Here is a 26,686-nt window from a genome sequence, read left to right as displayed (position 1 = left end):
ATGACTAATGACTAATGACTAATGACTAATGACTAATGACTAATGACTAATGACTAATGACTAATGACTAATGACTAGGTTCGCGAGTTTTCAAGCTCGCACTAATGACGACTGTCAATTGTCAATTATCAATTGTCAACTATTATTATAATACAGTTGGTTTGACCATGACAACAACAATTAATGTGCTATTTATGTTCACACAACTGCCTTTAAATTATGGCGATCGCTTTTTGCAAGTTATCCTAATTTTTCTAGCTGGAGGAATTGGGGGATTAGCTGGACTGGTAGTGTTCCCAACCTTGAGATTGATATTAGCTTTATTTGCCCCAAGCTTATTGAAAAAAACTTATATTGGTGTATTGCTTGCCTCTAAAAACCTAATTTTAATTTTATTAACTCTGTCGGCGATGGAAGTCATGTTAGTTTTAATCCCTCACACTAAATGGCTAAAATTGATGGAGTTTGGTTTGAGTGCGGGCATCACTTGCTCTGCCGGTTGGCTAGTGTCAAGTTTATTTCGAGAAGTTTTTAATAGCACAATTTTAGGCGCAACCTTTGACTCCAACCCGAAAGTAAGAGGCGAGTCTATCTTTTTAATTCGCTATCTGGGAGACTTTGCGATCGCTGTAATAATCATTTTAGTCTTTTGCATTAGCCATAATATTAATGTTGGAGGCATACTTGCTAGCTTGGGGATTGGAGGTGTTGCTATTGCCTTTGCTGCTCAGAAGACGTTAGAACAATTTTTAGGAGGAATTGTATTAACTCTCGATCGCCCTTTTCAAGTTGGAGACTATATTGGTTTATCCGACGGCCCTATGGGAAAACAAGGCACTTTTGGACGAGTCGAAAGTATTGGTTTAAGGTCAACAAAAATTCGTACCTCTGGTAAAGGTACCCTCACAGTTATTCCTAATAATTCGCTGACAGAAGTTACCATAGAGAACTATACAAGCGCCAAGAAAGTCATGTCGATTATGATGCTAGAGTTTCCCGAACAGGTATCTGCTCAGGATGAAGCACTAATCCGTCAAACTGTGATGGAAAGCACGATGGACATTTTTGGTTTAGACTGGCGCAGCACGGAGGTTTCCTTCAGTAACAACCAAGCTCAAATTTCTTTTTTCATTTTGGGTTCTAATGAATTATCTATGGACTTGAGGCGGCAATTGCTGGATCTAGCTACCCAACAAATCACCAAACAACTCCCAAAACATAATATTTCTTTCACCATTAACCAACCAACGATTTATGTGGATGCTCCAATTCCTATTTAAACGACCAATGAAGCTGATCTTCTTATTTGTCATGGCTGGGTTTTTGGCGACTTTTCCGATTAGTTTTGCTCTAAGTGTTGACGGCGCTCGTTCTCCTGTAGTAGTTGATGGCATTCCGCTGTTTTATTTACAACCTGTAGATCGATCTTCAGCATTAGATCGTACCGAATTTGCCAATAAATTACTGGCTGATGCGATTTCTAATGAGAAAGTCATAAATTTTGATGTGCGTAACTATCCTAATACAAGCGCTACTTCAATTTCTTTAAATAAGAATTACTTGTTGACAGTTACCGCTAGCGATGTTTTACCAAACTTTTCTTTATCTCAACAAGCTAAACAATGGGAATCTATTCTAGAAAGGGCGGTCGCCAAGGCTAAAAAAGAACGAACTTCACAATACATTGTGGAGAGAAGTTTGTGGGTTTTAATTGGCATAGGAATTATTATAGTATTGCGGTTTTTATTGGTAATTGTCGCTAAAATAGCTAAGTGGGAAACTGGTGGTTTTACCAAGGTTTTTTTTAGTTTTGCCTGGTTAGCGATTGTCCTAGTGTGTGCGGAATGGTTCCCGGTATTGCGAAGTATTCGTTATCAGATTTTTTCCCCATTTTCTCAGCCCCAGTGGCTGATATTTTTGGGAGCATTAGGAAGCTCTTTTGTATTTAGCCACTACGCTCCAGCCTTATTGAGATTTGCCATCAAAAAGCTAGATCTGCATTCAACAGAAAATGTTTACCGGGCACTTATTCAACCAAGCGAAATTCTCGTACAATTTTCAGTCCTCTCTATTTGTATCAGTTGGTCTCTGAGCTTGCTAGAAACATTAGCACCAGTTGTGTATGAGCTGCTAAAACCGATTGCTAATTTATTTGTAGTTGGCTGTCTGTATTGGTTATCTACAAAAGTTACTAGCCGCTACCTGCGTACCTATGGATTCAAGTTTGGGGGAAAATTTAATCCCAGTACCGATGATGCAATTTTAGTATTTGAGACTGTGTTGAATATCTTTATCTTTATTGTAGCACTGGTGACATTTGCCCGCAGCGTAAACTTTGACTTGATTGGCTTGGTTGCTAGTTTGGGGTTGGTTGGTTTAGCCGTCGCCTTTGCAGCACAAAAAATTCTCGAACAACTGATTGCTACTCTAGTATTGTATTTAGATCGTCCTTTTGTTACTGGTGACTATATCCGTCTACCCGCTGGAGAGTTGGGGAAAGTAGAAAGTATTGGCTTACGATCGACAAAAATTCGTTCTCTCGGTACGGGTACAATTATTGTGATGCCCAATTCTATATTAGTCAGTGTAGAAATTGAAAACGTTACTCTTGCCAAAAAAATTATGGTGTTACTGTATATGGACTTTGCAAGTGCTTTAGGAGAACGAGAATATGCTCTAGTGCAGCAAGCTATCATGGAAAAAATTGTTTTCCTATCAGGAATCGATCCTAACAGCACAAATATTGCTCTCGCCGATGGTTCGGGAAAAAGATTAAGGGTTAGTTTGGCAATTTTAGGCTCTCAGGATAATGCGGTTGAGGTGCGTAAACGCCTATTAGAGTTAGCAAGCGTTCAAATTGCTAAATCTCTTGCAGTCCACGGTATTGTGTTTACGATGGAAAATCCTACGGTTTACGTGCAGTCCCCTGCTACTATTTGAGTAAAACTGTTCCCTTGCCCAAAAACTGCTTTAAAATTTCTCCGGGTTTTCTGTCCCAAGTGTCGATATGTTGGTAAATCAAGCCGTCCTCATCCATTTTGTAGGTAGAGTAGCCGTTAAAGAAAATTTGAGCTTTCCAGGGTACGCGCAGCGTCCCGCGCACAGTCCAATTTGCCACAATAGTATCAGGGGCTGTCTGACTTACGTCGTGGAGGTCGAAGTAAATCTCGTTAAAAAATAGCTGCCCGTGAAATCGCAAAGTCCAAAAGATAATGCGGTAGTTGATTTTTCCTTTAAATTTGTTGACGGGATCTTGAAAATAGATGGCTTTTGTGTATATGTCGTAGGAGATGTCTTTCTCAAACAGCGTCGGGAGATCCGCTTTCAGGGTGTCTACTACTTGTTTTACCTGCATTTGATATTCGATCGCGCTCAAGCTACCACCTTGTGACAGTATTAATTTATAAGTTTAAATGAATAATCTCGATCGCTGGACGATCGCAGATTTGAGATTTCATCCAGCTCTGATTTTAACTCTAACGCTATTGTCCGCATCTGCCTTTGTGCAGACCCGGACTTGCGACATCGAAACCTTGGCACAGATTTGACTGAGTACACGAACCCCTCTGAAATTCTCGCAGAAATCAACAACGGCCAACTGTTGATGGTAGATTGCCGTCGCCGGAACGGTCTAATTTTGATTAAACGCTTTCACGCAGAGTTTGCCGGGCCGGGGGCTGCGGTTGGCGGTGCTTTTGATGTTGACTCTGTGCGGGCGATTCCGGTGGGGGATTTTTGTTTGGTTTGTCCTCAATCCCCCGAAGAAAAACAGAAAGCTTTTGAAATTCGGCGGCATTGGGTGCGGTTAACGGAACAGTTAACGGCCAAGCCTGTAGCTTTGGAACGGGCACAAATGATTTTAACTCAGTTTGAACAATATTTTGATGGGGAAACAGTGGCACAAATTCCCGATGAAGCTTTGGCACTTTTAGTAGGCGTATTTCCCCAAACTATTCGGGCAGCGCGACAGATTGACAATTAAAAATGGATAGTAATTTGCTTCAATTCATACCATTTTTAAGGGCTTTTGTCAAGTTAAAATCGCTGCGATTCGATCGACTGTGCGCTGATTTTCCTCGGGACTTCCTACCGTAATTCGCAAACCTCCGCCGGTGTGCCGAATCAAAGTACCTCTAGCTTTTAGCTGCTGCATGATTTGTTGCTGTTCCTGTTCTGCCGATTTACCCTCACCGGCTTTCACCCGCAGGTAAACAAAGTTTGCTGCACTGGGCCAAACTTGCAATTTTGGCTGCTGAGTTAGCGCTGCAATTAATTTGGCTCTTTCGGCTATAATTTCGGGAACTACTGCTAGCAGTAGCTGTCGCTGGGCTAGGGCGAATTCGGCTGCGGTTTGCGATAAACTGGGGAGGTTGTAGGGTAGGCGGATTTTTTCTAAGGCGGCTGTGAATTCGGGATGGGCGATCGCATATCCGACTCTCATTGATGCTAGTCGAAATGCTTTGGAAAATGTTCGCAAAATTACCCAGTTCGGGTGTTGGTGCAATCTGTCTGCTAAGGTGTTTTGGCTGAATTCAAAATAAGCTTCGTCAATTACTACTAAAATATCGGGCGGTAAGGTTTCTAACCAATCCACCTCATCTGGTGTCAAAGCATTGGCTGTGGGGGAATTGGGATGGACGACAAAGACGGCGCGCACGGGGGGATTTTGATTTTGGGCGTTAGCGCAGCCCTCGGAAAGGATCGCTCTTTTTGCTGCTTCTAGATCGATCGCAAAATTATCCTCTTTTCGCGCAACACTGACAACGGGAATGCCGAGGGTTTGGGCGATAATTCCATACATCGAAAAGGTGGGATTGGCGACTAAAATTGAGCCTTGGCCACCCAGACAGGTTGCAATTAAGAGCGATCTAATTAGTTCGTCGGAACCGTTTCCGACAGAGATATTGTCGGCTGTAATGGCATTTTTGGGCCGTGTAACTCCCCCTTGGCCCCCTTTGTTAAGGGGGGAGACATTTAGGAGAACACCCTGGTTAAGGGGGGAGACATTTAGGGATTCGTTGACGTATTGGGCGATCGCCTCTTTGAGTGCTGCGTGGCCTCCGTCGGGATAGCGATTTGTTTCAATTAACTGCTGGTAAGTCCAAGCTAGCTTTTGTTTTAATTCTTCTGGTAAGTCGTAGGGGCATTCGTTGGTGTCTAGGCGATCGATTACAATTTCCGAGTGCGCTGATTCTGGTGATGCGCCGCCCGGATGGGGAGTGTAGGCGGCAAGTTCGGCTAAATCTTGGCGGATAAAAGGCAGCATAGTATGATTTCAGGTCTGAGATTGTAGATGGTTTAATTATGATTTAGTTTTACACTATTAGGGTTATTAGTCATTAGTCTATAATATCTAGTTGGTAAATTCTTCATTTTCACAAATAAATAACTGATGACCCATGACTAATGACTAATGACTAATGACTAATGATTATTTAAATCGCGCCACAAAGCGATCCCGCCCAACAAACCGCTCACATTCGGTACTATTTTAGCCTGCGGCGGTAAATCAAAAGCAATTTTTTTTGTATTGCCGCCACCGATGTAAAGCCGATCGCAGTTAAACAGATTTTGCAGAGAAACCAGCGCTTTTTCCAGACGGCGATTCCATCTTTTGGTGCCGACTGCATCTAATGCCGATCGCCCTAATTGCTGTTCGTAAGTTTCCCCTTTGCGAAACGGGTGATGTCCTAACTCTAGATTTGGCACCAAAATACCATCGACAAATAAGGAAGAACCGAAACCTGTGCCGAGGGTAACTACTAATTCTACCCCCGTCCCAGCGATCGATCCCAATCCTTGAATGTCGGCATCATTCGCCACTCGTACAGGTTTTCCCAAACGGTCTTTGAGGGTAGTTGCTAGGTCAAAATCGACCCAAGACGGATCTAAATTTACTGCGGTTTTGGTGATTCCGCGACAAACCACGCCGGGAAAACCGACAGATACTCGGTCAAATTCTCCTTGTGCGCTTGCTAAAGAGGCGATCGCCTCTAATACCGGTTCCGGTTTCGGCGGTTGAGGCGTTTCTAAACGGCTGCGTTCCGTCTGAGGTTCACCTTCAGCATTCAAAACCATAACTTTGATGCCGCTTCCGCCAATGTCAACGGCTAAGGTGCGAGTCGATGAATCTTGTTCAGTCATTTGATTGTTGACACTTGCAAGTTGGTAAGTCGATTTGAAATTGAAGAATTTTAGATTTTCGATTAACTCTCCCATTAAATCTGAGAGTTTGAACAAAAGTCTAAAATTTTATGTTCGATACTTTGGGATTGTCGGAAACTTGTACCAATTTTTTGGTGAAGTCTAAGTTTAATGGGGAAATTGGCAAAACTTTTGAATCGCTTCCCAAATTTCCGTTAGGACATTTCCCAAAGAATGATCGTCTTCTAATTCGATTAATTGCACCCAGGGACGGTGCTCGGAAAAATTTCTGCTAGCTTGAATCGGTATGATTGTATCATGCTTCCCGTGAACAATTAACGTAGGGACTGACCGCATTAATTTTTCGTCAGGGTATTGAGACATTTCTGCCACAAACTGATAATTCAGTGGCAGATAGCGCTGTTCGCCATAATGATAAACTGGTAAATACTCCTCGGAGTGCCACTTTTCTAACTGTTGCTGTCCCAACAGCGGCAGCCAGTGAGAGAGAAATTGAAAAGCGGGCGCTAACAAAACTATTCGTTTTACCGATAATTGTCGCTGGGCCAACCAAGCCGCCGTCAAGCCGCCAAAACTTGACCCAATGATTGTAACTCCCCCTAGATTGTTTACATTTTCTGCCGGAGATGGAGAAGATTGGGTTGGCAAAAATTCTGTTTCTATTTGGTTTAATTGGCGGGTGAGGGTGAGACGGGAAAAATCGTTTTGATTGAGATCGGGAGTTTTTAGGTCAATCCCTAGGGAAGAAAAGCGATTTTGGAAATATTTAGCCTTAGCGGAATCTGGGCTTGAAGCAAATCCGTGTAAATAAATGTAAGTTGAATTATTCTGTATATTCATTCCGAAATTTTGATGAGATTTACTAACTAATTTAGTCCCGGACGGATTGTTTGATTAAAAATCGTTTCGTTTCCCCAAAAAACTGCATCTAAACCTTTAATAGAATATCCGACAGATTGACCGCAATAAGTAACGATCGCGCGTGCGGACTTTACCGCAATCCCGGAGCGGAAACCAGGACACACTACGAACCGTTTTTGTTATGGTAGTCTATCGGACATGATATAATCCCGATAAAAATCTGATTTATATGGTATTAATGCGAGCGCAAACTGTAATTACTGTAACTTTAATCAGCAAAGTGTGCAGTGCAAACCTTACAACTTAATTGTAGGGTAAACACTGCACACCTTGCCAATATAACTAGCGGGTAAAATTACTTTTTGCAGTTTGACTGAGTTCTAGTGGCTGACAGTTAACTCTCCTGTGCTTCAGGCGCAGGCTACAAATTGATTTTTGAGTAGCACGCACCTGAAATACTAGAATATCGACTCAAAACTACTTGTATGTTACTGCGGTTTTTGGCTGTTTTGCCTCCGGTTTTTAGCAGCTTCCCTGCGCTGCTGCATTAGTTGAGATAGTTGGGTGCGCTGTTCGGGCGTGAGCACTTCTCGCATTCCTAGCATACTTTCAAATTGCGCTTCTTCTAACTGCTGTCTCAATCCCATGATTTGGCGGTTTTTATCGCGCATTTGGCTGGCATTTGTTGTCGCACTAGACATCATTGTTTCCAATTCTTGTCTGGCTTGGCGGACGGCTTGCATTCGCTGGGAAACTTGGTCTTTGTAGCGATCGCGCACAGCCTGCATTTTCTGCTTTTGATCGGCGCTTAAATTGAGTTGCTCGAACAGCCCGCCTTTCTTACCAGCGGGTCGATTGGAAGGCTGATTTTGGGCAATTTTTTCCGCTTGGGCGGGGGCAGAAACGGCTGTCGCAGCGGCTGTAGTGCCGAGGGTTAACATTAAAACTGCTAGGGCAGAAATGCGGCGAATAGACATGAAAATTACCTCTTTGAGATTAGTTATTTTTTGGTTGTTCGCTGTCAGGAGTAACAGCGTAATTAAACAAGTCAGTTGGCGATCGTTCCAGCAAGTTGTCCGCTGAAGGCTCCTTCAATACAGCCTCCCAGTTATTGACCAGAAATGCTTCTAGGTGTGCCGCCTCATCCTTTTGATGTTGTGCGGTAACTAGGACGCGATAACCTGACCCAAAAACTAGCAGACTTGCAGCGATCGCAGTAGGAAAAGCCCATTTGGGAAAACGGAGGATTTTTGACTTTTTAGTAGCCTCGATCGATCGCGCTTCTCCTAGGTGATTCAACTCTACCGTCGCCTCATTCCTATCTATTGCTGCTAAAAGTTTTAGCTCAAAATCTGGGGCAGATTCAGGAACATTTGGGCGATGTTGCTTTAAAAAATTAACTAATTTTTTGTCACTATTTCCGTCCTTCATAGTTCGTGAACTCCCTGTTTTTGCAAAAATTGCCGCATAGCATTTCTGGCATAAAACACGCGAGATTTGACAGTCCCTGATGGCAGTCCCAAAATTTGGGATACTTCTTTTTGCGGGATATCTTCTAGGTCGTGCAACACCAAAACGCTACGGTGTTCAAAGCTCAATTTATCCAGGCCGCGCTGCACTAAATCTTGATAGTGTAACTGCATCAAGTCGGATGTGTGATTGTTGACAATAACTCGATCCATTGTTTCTTGATTTTTGAGCTTGGAGTCAAAAGAATGCTGTTTAGCAAATGCTTGTCTTTGGTCGGAAGCCACATTCCAAGTGATTCGATAAAGCCAAGTAGAAAAATTGTCTTGTTGCTTGAGTTTTGGCAATCCTTTCCAGACTCGCAGGAATACTTCTTGTGCTAGATCGTCAAGAAGTGACGGGCCGCAGAGTTGGTAAAGGGTTGACCTGACTTTGTGTTGGTAGCGTTTGTAAAGGTAGCGAAAGCAAGTGCGATCGCCCTTTAGACACTCAGCAACTAAGTCCGAGTCGGAACAGTCATCGTTTAAAACATTGGCTGACACACCTAACACCTGTGAAGTCTCCCCCACCAGTTCGTTATCTGAAGTGTTTAGACAGGAGAGGTGTGAAAAAGGTTCAAATTATTGAAGAAGGAAGAAGGAAGAAGGAAGAAGGAAGAAGCGAAAACCAACTACCGCATGGGTTTAACTGATTTGACTGGTTCCCTGGCTCTGCCGGGGAACCTATATCTAGAGGCTCTGCCTCGCTGGGGAAAAAGGAGGCAGAGCCTCTGGATCTGCGTTACCAGGCAGAGCCTGGTAACGAGTAATACGAGTAATTTGCGGGCAGTCCCGATTTAAGATTTACCGCAGAGTCACAAACTCTTCTGCAGTCGATGGATGAATGCCAATAGTCACATCGAAGTCCTTCTTTGTCGCTCCCATATTAACCGCGATCGCCATACCTTGAATAATCTCGCCCGCATCTTTCCCCACCATGTGTACGCCCAAAACTTTGTCAGTATTAGTCTCAACAACTAACTTGACAAAAGTCTTTTCGTCTGCACCTGTCAAAGAATGAAACATCGGTCGGAACTTGGCTGTGTAGCACTTAATTGATTCGGGAAACTTTGCTCTAGCCTGCTCTTCATTTAAGCCGACTGTAGCAGCTTCCGGCTGGGAAAATACGGCTGAGGCCACATTTTCGTAACTAATTGCTCTCGGATTGTTGCCAAATTCAGTATCGGCAAAAGCGCGTCCTTCGGCGATCGCAATTGGCGTTAAATTAATCCGGTTGGTGCAATCTCCGACGGCAAAAATGTGCGGTTGACTGGTGCGGCTATCTTTAGTAACTGCGATCGCACCTTTATCGGTTTCTACTCCCGCATTTTCCAAACCCAATTTTTCCAAGTTGGGCGATCGCCCAGTAGCACACAAAAGCGCATCAACTGTCAAGGTTTCTTCCGATTCTCCCGACAAAGTTAATTTTAAGCCTTCCGGGGTTTTTTCAATTTGGGCGATCGAGCTTCCAGTCACAAAATTGATCCCGTGCTTAACCATTCCTTCCTGCACGTTAGTGCGAATTTCTCCATCAAAGTCATTCAAAATTAAATCGCGCCGGATGATTTGAGTTACTTGACTTCCCAAACCGTTCATAATGCAGGCAAATTCAACGCCGATGTAACCTCCTCCCCAAATTGCCAACCGTTTCGGCTGCTCTTTGATCAAGAAGATTTCGCGGGAAGTAATAGCGTGTTCGATGCCAGGAATGTCCACTCTATGAGCTTCGCCGCCGACTGCAATTAAGATTTTAGCAGCCGTGTATTTTTTATCACCAACTTCGACGGTGTGGGCGTCGATAAATTTGGCGTATCCTGAGATTAATTCCACTCCGGCTTTTTCGAGGAAGCTGATGTGCAGTTTGCTCAGCCGCCGCACTTCTGTGTCTACGCTGGTGACGAGTTTTTCCCAATCGAAACTGCTTTCTACTGGACTCCAACCGTAGCCCACCGCATCTTCGTAAAGGTGCGAAAATGTAGAGGCGTAAACCATGAGTTTTTTGGGGACGCAGCCGCGAATTACGCAGGTGCCGCCTACTAAGTCATTTTCGGCGATCGCCACCTTCGCCCCGTAGGATGCCGCGCGTTTGGAGCTCGCCAATCCGCCAGAACCCGCACCGATCACAAACAAGTCGTAGTCGTATGTCATAATTGTCGCTAGTTTCCTATCTTTATTTGACGATTTTTGCGCTTTACTTTTTTTCATGATATCTCAAAAATTTTTCATTTTTTTTGGGGTCAACTACTTTACTTCTTGCCCTTGACATGGTATTATTAGACAATAGAAATTCGTGCATTAATTTAAAAACTGCCACCACTCCCATTCTTAAAGTATAGCACAAGCAAATCGCAAAAGATATATATAAGTGTAACTATTTTGGGGCGGCAGCCGATGAGGAAATTATTGCTGATTGGCGATCGGAACTATAGCGGTTCTCAGTAACATGAAGTACGCTCAAAGAGCAGTCATTAGTCAGCAGTGATTACTTAGCAGTAATTGGGAATTGGGAATTGGGAATTGGGAATTGGGAATTGGGAATTGGGAATTGGGAATTGGGAATTGGGTTAGCTACTAGCTATGATTTCTGGCCCATTACCGATTACCCATTACGGGAGTTTACCTCAGCTAACTGAGACTCGGCTATAGTATAATTAAGATCGGATAGTTCTCGGAGACAACCACTATGCAAGTCACGAACGAACAAATTATTTATCCATCCAGCGACGGTCAACCAATGGCAGATAGCACAATTCAATACAAATTAATTGTCACAATCAAAGAAGGTTGCGAATCGCTGTTCAAAAATGACCCCAACGTCTTTATAGCAGCCGATTTACTCTGGTATCCAGTTCAAGGTAGACCAGAAATTTCTCAAGCACCGGATACGATGGTAATATTTGGTAGACCAAAGGGCGAGCGACGTTCCTATATGCAATTTCAAGAAGATAATATTGCTCCCCAAGTCACATTTGAGATTCGCTCTCATAACGACAGACAAGCAAAAATGTACAAAAAACTTGCGTTTTACAATCGCTATGGAGTCGAGGAATATTATCTTTACGATCCAGAAAATAACGATTTGAGCGGTTGGCAAAGAATTGAAGGAAACTTAGAAATAATTGAGCCGATGGAGGGCTGGATCAGTCCTAGATTGGGAGTACGATTTGAGTTGGGCGAATATGGGTTAGAAATTTATCGACCAGATGGACAAAGGTTTCTTTCTTATGCGGAATTGGAGGAACAGGGTGAATTAAACCGCCAGCGTGCAGAACAAGCATCTCAAAGAGCCGAACAAGCATCTCAAAGAGCCGAACAAGCATCTCAAAGAGCCGAGCAGGAATCTCAAAGAGCCGAACGTTTGGCGGCAAAACTGCGCGAATTGAACATCGATCCCGATCGCATTTAAGCCACAAATTGTTTAATTTAGGACTTATTCATTAAGACCAAAGAAACCGGGTTTTTATCGTTTTTGCGGGCTATAACGAATTATTTTAGTGAAAAAACCCGGTTTCTGACCCGCCCGTGCGTAAGTCCTATAAGCGTCCAAACATCGCCCTTCCAGCCGCCAAAACCGAGAAGAAGTGTTAACTTAGTAATTAGTTGTGTCGATCGCACATAAAAACAAATGCCTGAACTACAAACCCAGACCAACCCAGACCTGCACCTGCAAGACACCTCAAAACCCGTCATCGTCGGCCTGCAAGACGTAACAAAAGTTTACGGCATCGGCGACTTGGAAGTGCGCGCCCTCAACGGCGTCAGCTTGACAGTAACGCAAGGAGAATATTGCTCGATTATGGGCGCATCGGGTTCGGGAAAATCTACAGCCATGAATATTATCGGCTGTCTCGATCGACCTACGAGCGGCAGTTACTACCTAGACGGCGTAGATGTCGCCCAAATGCCGGAAGCAGAACTAGCCGGAATTCGCAATTTAAAATTAGGTTTTGTCTTCCAACAATTTCACCTGCTACCTCAATTAACAGCCTTAGAAAATGTCATGTTACCGATGGTTTATGCAGGCATTCCCGCAGCAGAAAGACGCGAACGGGGGGTAGACGCTTTAACGAAAGTAGGCTTGGAAAGTCGGCTGCAAAATAGACCGAATCAACTATCAGGAGGACAGCAGCAGCGGGTAGCCATCGCCCGGGCTATTGTTAACCGTCCGGTGTTGCTGCTTGCAGATGAACCGACTGGTGCATTGGATACAAAAACTACTCAAGAAGTAATGGATATTTTTACAGAATTCAATGAAAGCGGCATGACTGTGGTGATGGTAACGCACGAACCGGAAGTAGCGCGCCAAACTCGCCGCGTTGTCTGGTTCCGCGACGGTCAAGTTATTCATAACAATCTCGATCCGGCAGAGCTTTCTCACGCGGTATTTTAATGCCAATTTCAAAAGTTTTGCTACAATATTCAATCTGATAGCAATTATTAAAAGTCGCAGTTTCCCGCGCCTGACAGGCCACCGCGCCGTTTCCCTACAGATGCTCTCTACTTGTTACCAGCCTAGAGCATAGAAAGGAAACCTGTTAACTAATGACTAATGACTAATGACTAATGACTAATGACTAATGACTACTGACTATTGAAAAGCACTCGGAAAAGCGGCCCAAACTCGATCGACAAAATCTCTAAGTTGCCGAGACGCGATCGCGCTATCCTTGCGATCGGAGTCCAAAGACTGCAACTGAGTCAACAGCGAAATCACCTCCGTATCCAGCGCCGCCCGAAACAAACTCAACGGCCAAAGCAAATCAGCACCATCTCGCAAATCCGATAAAGTGTATTCTTCCGGCCACTTTTGGGGCAAATCCTTCCCCGATACCAATCCCACCAACATTAGAGGGCGCACCCAACAAATTTGACGTGCCTCAACCACTTCAATCACCTCTGAATGCAGGCACGCATTTCCACATTCTAAACTGACAATTTGACCGGGTTTAAAGTTCAAAGCACAATCCATTAATGCTGACCCTTAATACAGACAATAACAAGCAAAATAAGTGCCACAACTCTCTACAGCACCAAAAAACATTATATCACAATTACTTATTCCTTCGGTCAACTGCCAACTGCCAACTATCAACTGTCAACTGCCAACTGCCAACTGCCAACTGCCAACTTTCAACTTTCATCAAGAGTTTTCAGCGCCATTTCAAGATCGGCAGTCAACAATCGCGCTTCTTTTTTGCTACTGCCGCCTTTAGCATAATCTGCCACCGAAAGCGGCTCGCCGATCGCAATTTTGACACGAGCACCCCGTCGAGGAATGCGCGGGCGGTAGCGGATACTCATCGGTACAATTTTCACCCCCAAACCAGGTTGGCTCAACTCTGCCTGCATTGCCAAACGAGCCAATCCAGGCTTGGGAGGGTGAACTTCACCATCCTGAAAAATGCCACCTTCGGGAAAAATCACCAACATTTGCTTGTCGAGGAGCAATTCCACGCCATAACGCAGGCTGCTAATTGCTGGATGCTTGATATCGACAGCAAAACCTCCCAAATGTCTGATGAACCAACCTTGCAAGCCTTGCACCTCATCGGCAGTTACCATAAACCGCAAATCGCGTCCAGTCACCTTCTGTCCCGTTGAATAGGGCATCATCAACGCATCCCACCGGGAGCGATGCGTAGGGGCTAAGATGACAGGCCCGTCCTTCGGCAAGTGCTCCTGTCCGGTTATTTCAATCTTGCTAAAATAAAACGGCAGGACAACATAGTGACCTAGCGGGTAGAGCAAGGAGGTTAACCAAGGAGAAACGCGAGAGGTATTAGGTGCTACCTTGGCAAGCATGGGCTTCACTAGAGATGATTTACTGGACTCAACGGCGATCGCGGCATTATGGCGCATAGCAGTTAACTTGCTTTATCGATATTTGACACTCCGGGCGCGCGAACGCGCGGGGATTCTTGGTTCACAGACACACCTTTAAACTATCCATCCTTTCGGCAATATTTAAACCAAAAACCCGTCCGATTGAACGAAGTTTCGAGTCTAATTTGAATAGCCCCAGAGGGCTTGTCTCCCCAAGCGTTAAGGAATAAATTCCCAAGTTCCCGTATGCCCTTGTACATCTAACTACTAGGTTTTTGAGTTTTCTGGTAGGAGTGCGCGGTGGCTACCCTAGCTATGTTTTTGTGGTGTTCGCTACCCACGAGATATTATTGTTTTCTAGCCCGTCGTTTTGGATTCTCACCCATTCGATGCTCGCGGTTATTCTACCTGTATCTATACTCTAGTGTACTAGAGTTAGGGAAAATACTGTCAAGCCTGAAAAAGTTTTCCAGTATTAAAAGCCGTCCTAAAAGGCTTGCCATGAGCTTGCTGAAGGGACGGGGTTTTAAACCCTGTTTTCTGATCGAGTTTAAGGATATGTTGTTTAGCAAACTTTTAATCTTTCGATGGGGACACTTTTGCTAGTGGCATTTTGCTTTTCGCCGGCGGAAAGCGCCCCAAAACTTAATCTGTTAGAGGCTTTCACCGAGGTCAACCCGACCGCAATCAGGAGCCAGATCGATCGGGCAATTACTTATTATTTCAGTTAATACGGCCAAGTTCGATTAAACATTGTCGATCGAAAGTAAAAAATTTAACAGGTTAAATTTTCCGGCGGGCTTCAAACCAAGAAAGCAACTGAGTCCGACAAACAGACTCCATAATACCGCCAAGTACCTCCAAGCGGTGACACGAAGGCGCGCTATCTGGAATATTAGCAGCAGTCCGAATCGTGCCAGTTTTCGGGTCATCAGCTCCGTATACCAGCAAACCGATCCGAGCTTGTACGATCGCACCAGCGCACATCGGGCAAGGCTCCAGAGTCACATAGAGCGTGCATTGGTTGAGATGCCAGTCTTGCAAAACTTTGCCCGCCGCCCGCAGAGCCAAGATTTCAGCGTGAGCAGTCGGATCGCAGTCTCGCTCTCGCCGATTTTGCGCTTCGGCAATCAACTTACCAGTACCGTCAACCATGACAGCACCCACCGGCACTTCACCCGCATCGCCCGCAGCTCGTGCTAGTTCCACAGCCCTAGTCATCCAGCCCTTGTGAATAGCATACTTAAAATCACCAATAAACAACTGCTCTGTTTGCAAATTCACGGTATACCTATGTAACTAAAAACGTTTAACATTGTCTTACTTATACACTTGCTGCGGAGCGAATAAGTGCGATCGCTAGTAAAACAAGTTTTTATGGCAAATTATGGCATACTTACCTAGTTGAAAACACTTAAGATCGAAAAATAAAGTTACATCACAGTCCCATCCAGGGTAATTTTAAATTATGGACACCACCACGATTAGCACTGAAGTTGTTGAGCTGTTGTCCCGGATTAGCCGGCAAAAACTCCGCCAACAAGATATCACTCCCTTGGTAGTATTTCTGACTGCTCTAATTTCCATCCTGCGCGGAGTAATGATTATCGACAGGACGATCGCCATTGAAGAAGAAGAACGGCTGCAAAAGACTCTCAAAGCCTTTTCCAGTGGCGATCCAAGTCGAATAGAACTAATTCAGCGCCTTGTCAAAGGAATCTCCAAACAGCAAGTTTACTTCAACCCCACGGAATTGCTAACCCTGACAGCTTTCTTCTCAGAATCAGAAAAGCTGTTGCTCATCGGTTCCGGCTACGAAATGTCAGCCGTAGACGGACACATCGACCTGCGGGAGCAAATGTACCTACAGTCGATCGCCAACCGGCTCGGCCTCGACTCCAGACACATTGCAGTCATAGACACCTTATTTACAAAAGAAGGAACCCTCGACTCAGAAGCTTTTGCCGAAGTTCAAGCATTACTCGCACCAAGCGAATTCTCCTCCCGCGATCCAGTATTTGCCAAAGCAGGAAAGCACCTGCTGACTCTTTTAATGCGTCAGTAATCCAGCGCCTTAAAGTTTTTTGGCCGTGCAAGAATCAGACACCGGGAAAAGAATTTGATGCTTTTTCTATTAGTTTGCTCATTTGGAGCGGTCGGAAACCGGGTTTTTTCAGACAAATACATAGGTTGCAGCCAGCCAAAACGGTAAAAAACCCGATTTCTTTTGCCTTGATGCGTCCAATGCCCTCTAAAATCTAAAAGCGACTTATCGCTGGAGCGATCGCCCCAGCGGGCGTTTCAAATCTCAACTTGACCGGGAATCAACGGGTATAGCGCCCCGAAGCTGTTGAGCGGATGCTTCCCAAATTTTAGACGCTTGTTCATGCTTCCAAATGCAATGCAGCAAGTAAATCTAAAATCTAAAACTTGTTCGCTCGCGACTTGTGTTGAGCGTAGCCGAAGCAAGCCGAAGAATCAAAAATCAAAAATCAAAAATCGACCGATAGATCATGCAAATTGAATGGCAAACTGCTAAAACCTACGAAGACATTCTTTATCACAAAAGCGGCGGCACCGCCAAAATTACCATCAATCGACCTCACAAACGGAACGCTTTCCGTCCCAAAACCGTGCAAGAACTGTGCGATGCCTTTACTGATGCCCGCGAAGACACAAAAATCGGCGTTGTCCTCTTTACCGGTGCGGGGCCTCACACTGACGGCAAATATGCCTTTTGTGCGGGTGGCGACCAAAGCGTGCGCGGTGCTGCGGGGTATGTAGACGAAGGTGGCATACCTCGGCTGAACGTGCTCGACTTGCAGAAGTTGATTCGATCGATACCCAAAGTTGTGATTGCTTTAGTTGCCGGATACGCGATCGGCGGCGGTCATGTTTTACACTTAATCTGCGACTTGACGATCGCAGCAGACAATGCCATTTTCGGACAAACAGGCCCAAAAGTAGGTAGTTTCGACGGTGGATTCGGTGCCAGCTATCTCGCCAGAGTAGTCGGCCAGAAAAAAGCCCGAGAAATTTGGTTTTTGTGTCGCCAGTACAGCGCGCAGCAAGCCCTAGAAATGGGTTTAGTCAACTGTGTCGTACCCGTGGAACAACTCGAACTCGAAGGGATGCAGTGGGCTGAGGAAATTCTCGAAAAAAGTCCGATCGCGATTCGCTGTTTAAAATCCGCTTTTAATGCCGACTGCGACGGTCAAGCCGGTCTCCAAGAGCTGGCTGGCAACGCCACTTTGCTGTACTATATGACCCAGGAAGGCGCGGAAGGCAAACAAGCATTTTTGGACAAACGGGAACCGGATTTTAGTCAATATCCGTGGCTGCCATAGCTCGATCGACAAATGAGTTTTTTGATTCCCTCATTCCAGTTACAGATGCTATTGATTTCTGTGAGTTGCAAAAGTCGAATTGAGGCGATCGTCCAAAAGTGTAAGTATTGATATTACTAGCACCAAAAAAATGAAACTGCTTTGTTAAATCCAGACCGCGATCGCCATCAGTAATTCCAGAATCGGAAATGCCCAATGCTCCTATCCAAAATGATATGATTCCTGCTGCAGTCCGACTAAACCGACAGTGCTGCTGATTGCTCGATTAAAGTTGTGCCTGTCAACTGGCAGGCATTGCGCTCAGAAACAGTAACAGCCTCTTGCACAGTCACAGTCTGTTCTTGCCACATTCCAATTTCTGCTATATTTTCCCAAGGTTCTCCAAAAGACGGAACCGCTAAAGTACAAGCTTTCCACTGACTTTGCACCGGCACGCTCAGCAAAGCGCAAACCCCCCCGCGTCTTCCTTCAGGAGTGTAGTGGTGGCAGTGACGGCAAGCGGAAGTTAATGGTGTTTTCATAAAAGTGTTTAGACAAATCAGTTTCATCTATAATTCTCCTCTGTAGAGCTAGGAGGTTTTAGAGCATTCCAGCCTTTATGCTGTATAGGTTATAGCGATCCCCGATACATAATTAAATTTTATAATTTATTTATAATTGCGTTATATGTAGAAACAATTAGCTCAGTTCTTACTCAGTGGGTAGGTAAAAATACAGGTTAAAAGTTTATAAAGGGTCAGGGATCAAGAAAAACCACAAGTGTAAAACAAGTGTCAGTAACTCAGGGCTAAAGCCACTGAGCTTGTAAAAAAAATCGATCAAGCTATACTGACGGGCCTAAGATTCTGGAAATCTACGTTATTTTAGTCACGACACCAGGCGAATGCGAAGCTAGTTTCCTGCTCTGTCATCTGCAATTAAACAGTCTTAAAGTCACTGAGGCAGTGTTGCAGGTTCAAAAAGCTCTTATAACATTGGCAAAGCTAACATTACACGCAAGTGGAGGGACACAACAATGTCCAATTTTATTTTCGTACTTGATACAAACAAAAGACCACTAATACCTTGTAAGCCGTCAGTGGCACACAAGTTGTTAACCGCCGGTAAAGCGGCTGTTTTCAGAAGGTTCCCGTTTACCATTATTCTCAAAAAGGTGGTAACAGCAACTATTGAATCAATTAGTCTCAAGTTAGATCCAGGCTCTAAAACTACTGGCATCGTTTTACTAGAAGGCGAAAAAGTAATTTTTGGCGCTGAACTAACTCATCGGGGTCAAACCATCAAAGCAAGCCTTGATTCCCGTCGCGCACTGCGTCGAGGAAGGCGAAACCGTCATACTCGTTACCGCCAAGCAAGGTTTTTAAACCGTACCCGCCAAAAAGGTTGGTTAGCACCATCCTTGCAGCACCGGGTAGAAACCACCCTAACTTGGGTTAACAAATTACGCAGACTTGCACCAATTAGTTTGATCGTTCAAGAACTTGTCAGATTTGACCTACAACAACTAGAAAATCCTGAGATTTCCGGCGTTGAGTACCAACAAGGCGAACTGCAAGGTTACGAAGTTCGTGAATATCTACTCAACAAATGGAACAGAAAATGTGCTTACTGCAACGCTGAGAATGTAGCTTTGCAAGTTGAACACATTCACTCGAAAGCTCAAGGTGGAAGCAATCGAATTTCTAATCTCTGCCTTGCTTGCGAAAAGTGCAACCAGAAGAAAAACACTCAAGATGTTGAGCAATTCTTAGCAGAAAAGCCTGACATCTTGAAGCACATCCTTGCACAAGCAAAACGTCCGCTTAAAGATGCTGCTGCCGTGAATTCAACTCGGTGGGCATTGTTCTCTCGTCTGAAAGAAACGGGGTTGCCCGTTTTGACTGGTTCAGGTGGACTGACAAAGTTTAATCGTACTCGACTGCAACTACCTAAAACTCATTGGCTTGATGCTGCTTGTGTCGGTCAAGTTGAATCCTTGTCTGTCGTAACGAGCAAACCATTGCTAATCAAGGCAACTGGACACGGGACTCGTCAAATGTGTCGTACAGACAAATTTGGATTCCCATCTCGGTACGTTCCGAGAAACAAGTTTGTCAAAGGTTTTCAAACTGGCGACATTGTAAAAGCAATCGTTACCAGTGGTAAAAAAATAGGTGAATATGTTGGTCGGATTGCGGTTAGAAAGACTGGTTCATTCAATATCTCGACATCAGAATTGGTGCAAGGAATTAGTCATAAATACTGCAAAACTGTTCACCACAAAGATGGCTACAGTTACTCATTTTAAACTTGAAGATTCAAGGCGATTGAAATCGCCGAGCCGTTTTCCTCTCAGGACTGAAGTCGCTGAGTTTCCCACTTACCGAGTTTTTTGGCTCTCCTGGGTTTATGGTGTATACGGTATCAAGCACAACTGTTCGCGATTCAGTGATGCCCGGGCGAGTAAGGATATGCGGTTTGTTTATCACCACAAAATCAGGAGAGCCGTTTTTCTTATGAAAAAATAGCAAAGGGCGATCGCAATCAGGCGATCGGGCAGCAGTTACCTTGACGGCAAAAGCCACTAATTCTAGAATAGGCAAGTTTTAAAGCTGCTTGTTTATTTGTTGAGAATCAAAACATTAAAATCAATTCAGACACGATAGGAGTTTTGCTAATGAGTAAGCGTTCTTCGGTTGAATCCCCAAATCAATCCTCATCAACCCCAATCCAGCCTGCCTTGCAAGCAGCCCTGGGATGTTTGGATGTAAATCTAGAAGCAGAACTGACAACATACAGAAGGCACAGGCGGCGCGCCGAACAGTGGGTGTCGCCATCAGTTCGTACCGGCAAGCAAACAGCCACAACCGAGCAACAGAATACCCAAAACCTACGGCTGGAAGCTGTCGAGGAAACTCAGCAGCCGCTATCGCTGCCCCTATCCCTGGCCGGCGTTCAGGGCGATGCCCCGCTAGCAACTACCAGAGGTGGCACGAAATTATCTAGCAGTGGCTTTGCACCCCAAAACTATCTCGAATCTAGCGAAAAACTGATAGAAAGTTTGGACGAAGCAAAAACCGAGCCTGCAGAACGCAGTTTGGCCGCTAGTCTGTTAACTCCCTTGGGACTGAGTTCGATGCTGCTGTTTCTGCTGTCTTGTACAGCTTTGGGCTACGCAGTCATGCACCCGTCAAGTGTAGTTAAAATGACAGGTTTGAACCGTTTGCTCGATCGCTCCGCGCCCGGAACAAACCAAAATCCCACCGCTAGCGCCCCCTCAAATAGCAGCGCCAAAGAACTGCCAAAAGCTCCAAATCTGGTATCCAAGGAATTTGTCGATCTAGATTTGAGCACTCTCAGCAATGTCAAGCCCACAGCCAGCCCGATTGCTTCCCCATCGCCAAAAGCATCGATCCCGCCAACTCCACCAGCACCTCCAGCCCCCGTCGGCGCTGTCCCAATTCCTACAGAAGATGGCAACCCTCCTAGAGGTGCCCAACAAGGACTAAACAATCTCAGCACAGCTTTGCTGCCCAGTCCCAGCCCCAGCGCGGCCGAACCAGTCCCGACACTGCCGAAACTGCCTCCCACACCGACCGCAGCCCCGCAGGCCGTAGCCCCGCAGGCCGCAGCCCCACAGGCCGCAGCCCCCGCCGGAACTCCGAGACGGGCATCCGACGGATTCTATTATGTTGTCACCGATTACACCAACCCAAAATCTCTCCAGCAAGCCAGAACCGCAGTTCCCGATGCCTACGTGCGGAATTTCTCAAAGGGTGTCAAGATCCAAATGGGGGCTTTGAATGATGCGGCATCAGCAGAACGTTTGGTAAAAGAACTCCAAGCCAAAGGGGTGAAGGCGCAATACTATCAGCCATAAACTAGGCAAAGAGTAAAAAAATTCAACTAAATTGTTAGACAAAGCCCGACAGCGATCGATGTTTTGTCTAACACAAAATTGTTTTTTTAATTGTCAATCCCCATCCCCTAAATCTAAAATTTAATAAAATCGGGAGACGGAGCTCATGGGATTATTCGATCGCCTTTGGCGAGTGATTCGAGCCAATATTAACAGTTTGATAGGGGCTGCAGAAGATCCAGAAAAAATTCTGGAACAAGCTGTAATGGATATGCAGGAAGATTTAATCCAGCTCAGACAAGCTGTAGCAGGAGCGATTGCTGCTCAAAAACGTACCGAACGCCAATGCTCCCAAGCAGAATCTACAGCGGCAGAATGGTACCAGCGGGCACAGTTAGCTTTGCAAAAAGGCGAGGAAAATTTGGCGCGGGAAGCTCTGACGCGAAAAAAAACCTATCAAGAAACGGCAACGGCGATGAAAGCTAGTCTCCAACAGCAAAACGCTGTGGTGACTCAACTTAAAGACAATATGCGATCGCTCGAAAGTAAAATTTCTGAGGCAAAATCTAAAAAAGATATGTATATTGCCCGAGCGCGATCGGCAAAAGCCTCAGAAAGGCTGCAAGAAATGATGGGAAATCTCAGTACCGGCAGCGCTTTGAGCGCCTTTGAAAAAATGGAAGAGAAAGTCATGCAGCTAGAAGCTCGCTCTGAAGCAATCGCAGAACTCGGAACTAACGATTTAGAAAAGCAGTTTCTCTCCCTCGAAGGTGCCGGAGATGTCGATGCCGAGTTGGCGGCGATGAAAGCACAAATGCTTCCAGGCAAAAATACACCCAAATTGCCTTCTGGCGAGCCGCCCGCATCCTGAACCAGAACCAGCAGCAAAATAGTTGGGAAGGCAAAAAATTCTCAACAGCCGAGTTAGACATACTTCACAAGCGTGTTGGGGAATTCCCGGATCGAAGTTAAACTCAATAGATAGGTGCATCAAATCAGTTTGCCTGCACCACTGACTCGATCGCTTTAAACTGTATTTATATGTTTGCAAAAATTGCCAAAGGATCGATCGCGCGAAACATCTGACCAAATCAGTTTAACTCAAAGCGGGCTAACGCTATCAAGCCTGCTTACCGCCTAGTTCGTACACCTCACAGGAAAAATAGGATTATGGGATTATTTGACCGCATCAGCCGAGTCGTCAGAGCCAATCTTAACGATATGGTCAACAAAGCTGAAGACCCGGAAAAGATTTTAGAACAGTCCGTGACGGATATGCAGGAAGACTTGGTGCAGTTGCGTCAAGCCGTTGCCAGCGCGATCGCAACCCAAAAGCGTACCCAGACTCAGTACAATCAAGCTGAATCCCAGTCTAACCAGTGGCAGCAACGCGCTCAGCTAGCCCTGCAAAAAGGAGACGAAACTTTGGCCCGCGAAGCCCTAGTGCGTAAGAAATCTCACGCAGAAACGGCGGCTACCCTGAAAAGTAGTTTGGAACAGCAATCGGGTCAAGTAGAAAGCCTCAAGCGTAACTTGATCGGTTTGGAAAGCAAGATTTCCGAAGCCAAAACTAAGAAGGATATGCTCAAGGCCAGAATATCCGCAGCTAAGGCCCAGGAACAGCTTAACAACACCATTGGCACCCTGAATACTGGCAGTTCAATGGCAGCTTTCGATCGCATGGAAGAAAAAGTTTTGCAGATAGAAGCTCGCGCGGGAGCATCAGCAGAACTCGCGGCCGGTGGCAGCAATTTAGAGGAACAGTTCCGCTTGCTCGAAAGTGGCGGCGATGTTGACGACGAGTTGGCTCAGATGAAAGCTCAACTGGGCGGAGGTTCGGTGTCTCAAGGTCAATTGCCCGCAGCGGGTAAAACTGCTACTGCTAGTACCTCCGAGTCGAGTCCGGTGATTGACGCTGAGTTGGAAGAATTGCGATCGCAGCTCAATAAAATGTAGTAATTTCTATCAAAATTCACCTATTTCTCAGACATCGCTTTGATAGAATGCTCCGCCTACCTACAGCGCTAGCTTGGGGAAGTCGGAGCTTTTTTCAGTAGCAATTTTACAATACATAAAGTTTGTATTTTGTCAAGTATCTTTATATTGAATTAAGAATTTAATTCTTTAAAAAAAATGATAAAGTGACTTTATTATTAGCAATTACACCGGCTTGGCTACTCGTAGCAGTATAAATAACTATCAAATATTGCTAAGTAAATCCACCTAATTAAACCTATGAGTCCGATCGCTCAAAAGCTTGCTGTCTATCTCTTCTTGCTTCTTTTTGTCCAGAGCGAAGCCGAAGCAAGCCCTCTGCCTCCTGCCTTCTACTTAACACCATTTTTCTCAAATAATGGAACTCGCGTGAAAGCTCCCAACCCCGAGCCTGTAAAGCATTCCCAATTGTTCAATTCTTTAATCTAAAAGGGTTTAACCTGTCATGGCCCGGCCACATTCCAGAGCGTTTTGTAGAATCAAGTTTTTCAGGACATTAGCACTTGCTTGTTCAATACCAGTTATTTGGCCCGTACCCCTAACAGCTCAAAGTGTTGGCCAGCCTGCGGTTGCTGCCGAGTCATTGGGCCGGTCGCCAATTTTTAATGATAATTTAGAGTTTAAATTAAAACTTAATCCAGAAACTGCAGACGATCGCGATCGGCTTCCTGATTTATACTCAAGTTCAGAATTAGAAAAAGAGAGTCAAGAGCCAGAAAACAACATCCCGGAGTTCGATCTACCGGCCCAAAATCAGTCACGAGAAACTCTCGCTCAATTGCCGAACCGAGGAGAAAACAGACAGGAAATTTCGATTCCCAACCCGCTGCTGCCAACTCCACCTCCACTCCCAGAACCCGCGCCCCCTGGGCCCTTACCTCCGGTAGAACAGCTTTTGCCGCCAGTAGTGCCGGCACAGCCTGAAGAATTACCCAACATTCCGGGTACGATCGAGGTCGATCGATTTGAAGTAGTCGGCAGCACCGTCTTTAGCAAGCAAGAATTAGACGCTGCACTCAAAAACTTTGTAGGTCGCCCGCTGACTTTTACCGAACTGCTGCAAGCTCGTTCTGCTATCAATGAACTGTACCTTAGCAAAGGTTATATCACTTCGGGAGCGCTGATTGAGCCACAAACGCTCGCAGGTGGAGTTGTAAAAATATTAGTGCTAGAAGGCAAGCTAGAAAGTATCAAAGTAGTCGGAACTAGGCGGCTGAATTCTAACTATGTCAGAAGTCGTTTGGCACTGGCAACGCGAGGCCCACTGAAGGAAAAGCGTTTGTTAGAAGCTCTGCAACTGCTGCAACTAAGCGGTCAAATCCAAAATATTTCAGCAGAATTGCAAGCGGGTTCTCGTCCGGGTTTTAATGTGCTATTAGTCCGAGTCAAAGAATCAAAAACTTTCCAAGCTGGGATTTTTACTGATAATTCTCGCTCTCCGAGTGTGGGGAGTTGGCGGCGCGGGGCCGAAGTCCGCGAAGCTAATTTATCGGGTTTGGGAGATAGTGCGAGTTTGATTTATACAAATAGTGAGGGCAGCAATACTGTAGATGTTAGTTACGCGCTGCCTGTGAATGCACGCAACGGTAGTGTAAGTTTTCAGGCAAGCAGGAGTCGCAGCAATATTGTTGAGCAGCCTTTTGACGCGCTGGATATTGAGTCGTCGAGCCGGACTTATGAGTTGACTTACCGGCAGCCGATCGTCCAAACTGCTAGAACAGAAATCGCTCTTGGTATTGGTGCGAGCAGGCGAGAAAGCGATACATCTTTGCTGGGAGAGGATTTTCCGCTGTCGCCGGGAGCTGACAGTCGCGGGAGAACTCGGGTTTCGGCGCTGAGGCTGTTTCAGGATTTTACTCGGAGGGGAGAGAGGGATGTCTTGGCGGCGCGATCGCAGTTCAGTCTGGGAGTGGCAGCATTTGGCGCTACGGTGAACAGCAGTGGGCCTGACGGTCAATTTTTGGCGTGGCGGGGTCAATTGCAGTACGTGCGGTTGTTGGCTCCCCAGACGCTGCTGGTGGTGCGATCGGATGTGCAGTTGGCTGGAGGTGAGCTTTTACCGATGGAGCAATTTGGTTTGGGCGGCCCGGAGACAGTGCGGGGCTACCGTCAGGATGCTTTGCTCGCCGATAGCGGAATTTTTGCTTCTGCCGAGTTGCGCTATCCGATTTTGCGAATTGGCGACAACCAAGGAGTTTTGCAAGTGACACCGTTTGTGGAGGCTGGCAATGTTTGGAATAGCGGCTCTAGGGCGGATTTGGAAACAAATACTTTGCTGTCAGCGGGATTGGGCTTGCGTTGGCAGTACGGCAAGAGGTGGAACGCTCGCTTGGGTTGGGGAATTCCTTTGATTGATCTTAAGTCGAGAGACAGAAGTTTGCAAGAGCGCGGGCTGTATTTTTCAGTAGAATTCCAACCTTTTTAAGCAAACCGCGGTTATGCCCTTGGCGCAACTGAGCAATTCCGCTATATAGTAATAAGTATCATTTGGCACTCGTCTGTAGCTGCCAAGAGTGAATTTTACTGATAATTTTAAAATTAAACTATGTCTAAGGTGCAGTTGCTGATTTTAAGTTCTTTCGCTTCGGGTTTTGGGTTTTTCTCTATCATTTTGGCGATGTTTGCGATGATTTCTAGGCTGTCGTTTACTTCTTTTTTTACCCTTGTTTTAACTTTGATATTCTTTGGGTTCAATTTGATTTTTGCTTTGCATTATTATACCTCAATTGCCAAGCAGTTAAATGTTAAAAGTAAAAGGAAAGTGAGAATTTAGAATTTGTGAAGCAGCGGCAGACAGAGGCCTGGAGATTTATTTAATTTGAATTGTCCCTGACTTTACTCTGCAGGTTGTCGAGTTATTTCAAAAGCTGGATTTTTCATGAAAGGGCGATCGCAAATCTCGAACATTACTAATAGTATTAATAATTTGTGCGCTTCAAGTTACACATAATTAGGAAGGGTGTGAATTAGTGGGCAAAAACATGGTTTTACGAAAATTATTCCTCCGAGCTAAATTATTAGGTGAAAAAATTGGTTTCTTCGATCTTGATGGGTAAGTTCTAATACAAAAATGGGATTTTCCCCAAACAAAAAGCGCCCCTATTTCTAGGAGCGCTTTTTGTAATCTCAGACTAAAACTTAGCCGTTGATAG

24 protein-coding genes are annotated in these 26,686 nt (G+C 45.3%); 12 read left to right on the top strand and 12 right to left on the bottom strand.

Annotated elements, in window-relative coordinates:
• Positions 1-167: 167 nt before the first annotated feature.
• Positions 168-1,280 (top strand): mechanosensitive ion channel family protein, encoded by a 1,113-nt coding sequence (locus tag QT998_RS26295; protein WP_333117181.1) that lies wholly within the window; start codon positions 168-170, stop codon positions 1,278-1,280.
• A gap of 7 nt (positions 1,281-1,287) precedes the next feature.
• Complete coding sequence (locus tag QT998_RS26290) at positions 1,288-2,940, top strand: mechanosensitive ion channel family protein (RefSeq protein WP_333117182.1); 1,653 nt, start codon at positions 1,288-1,290, stop codon at positions 2,938-2,940.
• Here QT998_RS26290 and QT998_RS26285 read toward each other — a convergent pair.
• The gene (locus QT998_RS26285; protein WP_194011001.1) at positions 2,933-3,355 is read right to left on the bottom strand and encodes a DUF2358 domain-containing protein; all 423 of its coding nucleotides are present in this window, start codon (positions 3,353-3,355) and stop codon (positions 2,933-2,935) included. The genes QT998_RS26290 and QT998_RS26285 overlap by 8 nt on opposite strands.
• Before the next feature lie 189 nt (positions 3,356-3,544).
• On the opposite strand from QT998_RS26285, the gene QT998_RS26280 reads away from it, so the two are divergent.
• Entirely contained in the window at positions 3,545-3,982 is a 438-nt protein-coding gene (locus tag QT998_RS26280; protein ID WP_333092678.1) for a hypothetical protein, read from the top strand.
• Positions 3,983-4,030: 48 nt separating this feature from the next.
• On the opposite strand, the gene QT998_RS26275 is transcribed toward QT998_RS26280, so the two are convergent.
• From QT998_RS26275 to gor, 7 genes are all read right to left on the bottom strand, one after another.
• Complete coding sequence (locus tag QT998_RS26275; RefSeq protein WP_333117184.1) at positions 4,031-5,266, bottom strand: histidinol-phosphate transaminase; 1,236 nt, start codon at positions 5,264-5,266, stop codon at positions 4,031-4,033.
• A gap of 158 nt (positions 5,267-5,424) precedes the next feature.
• Complete coding sequence (locus tag QT998_RS26270) at positions 5,425-6,144, bottom strand: ROK family protein (protein ID WP_333117186.1); 720 nt, start codon at positions 6,142-6,144, stop codon at positions 5,425-5,427.
• Positions 6,145-6,312: 168 nt separating this feature from the next.
• On the bottom strand, positions 6,313-7,005 hold the full coding sequence (locus QT998_RS26265; RefSeq protein WP_333092675.1) for a YqiA/YcfP family alpha/beta fold hydrolase: 693 nt from the start codon (positions 7,003-7,005) through the stop codon (positions 6,313-6,315).
• Positions 7,006-7,514: 509 nt separating this feature from the next.
• Positions 7,515-8,003 (bottom strand): Spy/CpxP family protein refolding chaperone, encoded by a 489-nt coding sequence (locus tag QT998_RS26260; RefSeq protein ID WP_333092674.1) that lies wholly within the window; start codon positions 8,001-8,003, stop codon positions 7,515-7,517.
• A 19-nt stretch (positions 8,004-8,022) separates the two neighbouring features.
• Positions 8,023-8,457: a hypothetical protein gene (locus tag QT998_RS26255; RefSeq protein ID WP_333092673.1), complete on the bottom strand. Its 435-nt coding sequence runs from the start codon at positions 8,455-8,457 to the stop codon at positions 8,023-8,025.
• Entirely contained in the window at positions 8,454-9,044 is a 591-nt protein-coding gene (locus QT998_RS26250; RefSeq protein WP_333092715.1) for a sigma-70 family RNA polymerase sigma factor, read from the bottom strand. The genes QT998_RS26255 and QT998_RS26250 overlap by 4 nt, the downstream gene beginning before the upstream one ends.
• Positions 9,045-9,335: 291 nt before the next feature.
• Complete coding sequence (gene gor / locus QT998_RS26245) at positions 9,336-10,679, bottom strand: glutathione-disulfide reductase (RefSeq protein WP_194070421.1); 1,344 nt, start codon at positions 10,677-10,679, stop codon at positions 9,336-9,338.
• A gap of 535 nt (positions 10,680-11,214) precedes the next feature.
• Here gor and QT998_RS26240 point away from each other — a divergent pair.
• Positions 11,215-11,937, top strand: a complete 723-nt coding sequence (locus QT998_RS26240) for a Uma2 family endonuclease (protein ID WP_333092671.1) — start codon at positions 11,215-11,217, stop codon at positions 11,935-11,937.
• A gap of 219 nt (positions 11,938-12,156) precedes the next feature.
• Positions 12,157-12,921, top strand: a complete 765-nt coding sequence (locus tag QT998_RS26235) for an ABC transporter ATP-binding protein (RefSeq protein ID WP_333117190.1) — start codon at positions 12,157-12,159, stop codon at positions 12,919-12,921.
• Positions 12,922-13,119: 198 nt separating this feature from the next.
• Here QT998_RS26235 and QT998_RS26230 read toward each other — a convergent pair whose 3' ends face one another.
• The 3 genes from QT998_RS26230 to QT998_RS26220 form a co-directional block, all read right to left on the bottom strand.
• Positions 13,120-13,500 (bottom strand): hypothetical protein, encoded by a 381-nt coding sequence (locus QT998_RS26230; protein WP_194010985.1) that lies wholly within the window; start codon positions 13,498-13,500, stop codon positions 13,120-13,122.
• Positions 13,501-13,661: 161 nt separating this feature from the next.
• A complete protein-coding gene (locus QT998_RS26225) occupies positions 13,662-14,390 on the bottom strand; it encodes a lysophospholipid acyltransferase family protein (protein ID WP_333117192.1) in 729 nt (242 codons plus the stop codon).
• A gap of 747 nt (positions 14,391-15,137) precedes the next feature.
• Positions 15,138-15,575 (bottom strand): nucleoside deaminase, encoded by a 438-nt coding sequence (locus QT998_RS26220; protein ID WP_228050279.1) that lies wholly within the window; start codon positions 15,573-15,575, stop codon positions 15,138-15,140.
• Between the two features lie 247 nt (positions 15,576-15,822).
• Between QT998_RS26220 and QT998_RS26215 the strand changes: the two genes are divergently transcribed.
• Positions 15,823-16,419 (top strand): TerB family tellurite resistance protein, encoded by a 597-nt coding sequence (locus tag QT998_RS26215; protein ID WP_194070411.1) that lies wholly within the window; start codon positions 15,823-15,825, stop codon positions 16,417-16,419.
• 448 nt (positions 16,420-16,867) lie between these two features.
• Complete coding sequence (gene menB / locus QT998_RS26210) at positions 16,868-17,701, top strand: 1,4-dihydroxy-2-naphthoyl-CoA synthase (protein WP_194070410.1); 834 nt, start codon at positions 16,868-16,870, stop codon at positions 17,699-17,701.
• 236 nt (positions 17,702-17,937) lie between these two features.
• On the opposite strand, the gene QT998_RS26205 is transcribed toward menB, so the two are convergent.
• Entirely contained in the window at positions 17,938-18,222 is a 285-nt protein-coding gene (locus QT998_RS26205; RefSeq protein WP_333092670.1) for a hypothetical protein, read from the bottom strand.
• Between the two features lie 494 nt (positions 18,223-18,716).
• Between QT998_RS26205 and iscB the strand changes: the two genes are divergently transcribed.
• The 5 genes from iscB (at position 18,717) to QT998_RS26180 (ending at position 25,959) form a co-directional block, all read left to right on the top strand.
• Positions 18,717-19,988 (top strand): RNA-guided endonuclease IscB, encoded by a 1,272-nt coding sequence (iscB, locus tag QT998_RS26200; protein ID WP_333117195.1) that lies wholly within the window; start codon positions 18,717-18,719, stop codon positions 19,986-19,988.
• 369 nt (positions 19,989-20,357) lie between these two features.
• Complete coding sequence (locus QT998_RS26195) at positions 20,358-21,560, top strand: SPOR domain-containing protein (RefSeq protein ID WP_333092669.1); 1,203 nt, start codon at positions 20,358-20,360, stop codon at positions 21,558-21,560.
• A gap of 145 nt (positions 21,561-21,705) precedes the next feature.
• Entirely contained in the window at positions 21,706-22,410 is a 705-nt protein-coding gene (locus QT998_RS26190; RefSeq protein ID WP_333117196.1) for a PspA/IM30 family protein, read from the top strand.
• 299 nt (positions 22,411-22,709) lie between these two features.
• Positions 22,710-23,495: a PspA/IM30 family protein gene (locus QT998_RS26185; RefSeq protein WP_333092668.1), complete on the top strand. Its 786-nt coding sequence runs from the start codon at positions 22,710-22,712 to the stop codon at positions 23,493-23,495.
• A 622-nt stretch (positions 23,496-24,117) separates the two neighbouring features.
• Complete coding sequence (locus tag QT998_RS26180; RefSeq protein WP_333218193.1) at positions 24,118-25,959, top strand: ShlB/FhaC/HecB family hemolysin secretion/activation protein; 1,842 nt, start codon at positions 24,118-24,120, stop codon at positions 25,957-25,959.
• The last annotated feature ends 727 nt before the right edge of the window (positions 25,960-26,686 follow it).

The organism is Microcoleus sp. S1D4 (assembly GCF_036700765.1).
In the GTDB taxonomy this organism is placed as follows: Bacteria; Cyanobacteriota; Cyanobacteriia; order Cyanobacteriales; family Microcoleaceae; genus Microcoleus.
This window is presented reverse-complemented; position numbering and strand designations above follow the sequence as displayed.

Bases quoted from the DNA above. Each gene is read 5' to 3' on its own strand.
- QT998_RS26295 (WP_333117181.1), top strand. From the start codon at position 168: ATGACAACAACAATTAATGTGCTATTTATGTTCACACAACTGCCTTTA.
- QT998_RS26290 (WP_333117182.1), top strand. From the start codon at position 1,288: ATGAAGCTGATCTTCTTATTTGTCATGGCTGGGTTTTTGGCGACTTTT.
- QT998_RS26285 (WP_194011001.1), bottom strand. From the start codon at position 3,355: ATGCAGGTAAAACAAGTAGTAGACACCCTGAAAGCGGATCTCCCGACG.
- QT998_RS26275 (WP_333117184.1), bottom strand. From the start codon at position 5,266: ATGCTGCCTTTTATCCGCCAAGATTTAGCCGAACTTGCCGCCTACACT.
- QT998_RS26270 (WP_333117186.1), bottom strand. From the start codon at position 6,144: ATGACTGAACAAGATTCATCGACTCGCACCTTAGCCGTTGACATTGGC.
- QT998_RS26265 (WP_333092675.1), bottom strand. From the start codon at position 7,005: ATGAATATACAGAATAATTCAACTTACATTTATTTACACGGATTTGCT.
- QT998_RS26260 (WP_333092674.1), bottom strand. From the start codon at position 8,003: ATGTCTATTCGCCGCATTTCTGCCCTAGCAGTTTTAATGTTAACCCTC.
- QT998_RS26255 (WP_333092673.1), bottom strand. From the start codon at position 8,457: ATGAAGGACGGAAATAGTGACAAAAAATTAGTTAATTTTTTAAAGCAA.
- gor (WP_194070421.1), bottom strand. From the start codon at position 10,679: ATGACATACGACTACGACTTGTTTGTGATCGGTGCGGGTTCTGGCGGA.
- QT998_RS26240 (WP_333092671.1), top strand. From the start codon at position 11,215: ATGCAAGTCACGAACGAACAAATTATTTATCCATCCAGCGACGGTCAA.
- QT998_RS26235 (WP_333117190.1), top strand. From the start codon at position 12,157: ATGCCTGAACTACAAACCCAGACCAACCCAGACCTGCACCTGCAAGAC.
- QT998_RS26230 (WP_194010985.1), bottom strand. From the start codon at position 13,500: ATGGATTGTGCTTTGAACTTTAAACCCGGTCAAATTGTCAGTTTAGAA.
- QT998_RS26225 (WP_333117192.1), bottom strand. From the start codon at position 14,390: ATGCGCCATAATGCCGCGATCGCCGTTGAGTCCAGTAAATCATCTCTA.
- QT998_RS26220 (WP_228050279.1), bottom strand. From the start codon at position 15,575: ATGACTAGGGCTGTGGAACTAGCACGAGCTGCGGGCGATGCGGGTGAA.
- QT998_RS26215 (WP_194070411.1), top strand. From the start codon at position 15,823: ATGGACACCACCACGATTAGCACTGAAGTTGTTGAGCTGTTGTCCCGG.
- menB (WP_194070410.1), top strand. From the start codon at position 16,868: ATGCAAATTGAATGGCAAACTGCTAAAACCTACGAAGACATTCTTTAT.
- QT998_RS26205 (WP_333092670.1), bottom strand. From the start codon at position 18,222: ATGAAAACACCATTAACTTCCGCTTGCCGTCACTGCCACCACTACACT.
- iscB (WP_333117195.1), top strand. From the start codon at position 18,717: ATGTCCAATTTTATTTTCGTACTTGATACAAACAAAAGACCACTAATA.
- QT998_RS26195 (WP_333092669.1), top strand. From the start codon at position 20,358: ATGAGTAAGCGTTCTTCGGTTGAATCCCCAAATCAATCCTCATCAACC.
- QT998_RS26190 (WP_333117196.1), top strand. From the start codon at position 21,706: ATGGGATTATTCGATCGCCTTTGGCGAGTGATTCGAGCCAATATTAAC.
- QT998_RS26185 (WP_333092668.1), top strand. From the start codon at position 22,710: ATGGGATTATTTGACCGCATCAGCCGAGTCGTCAGAGCCAATCTTAAC.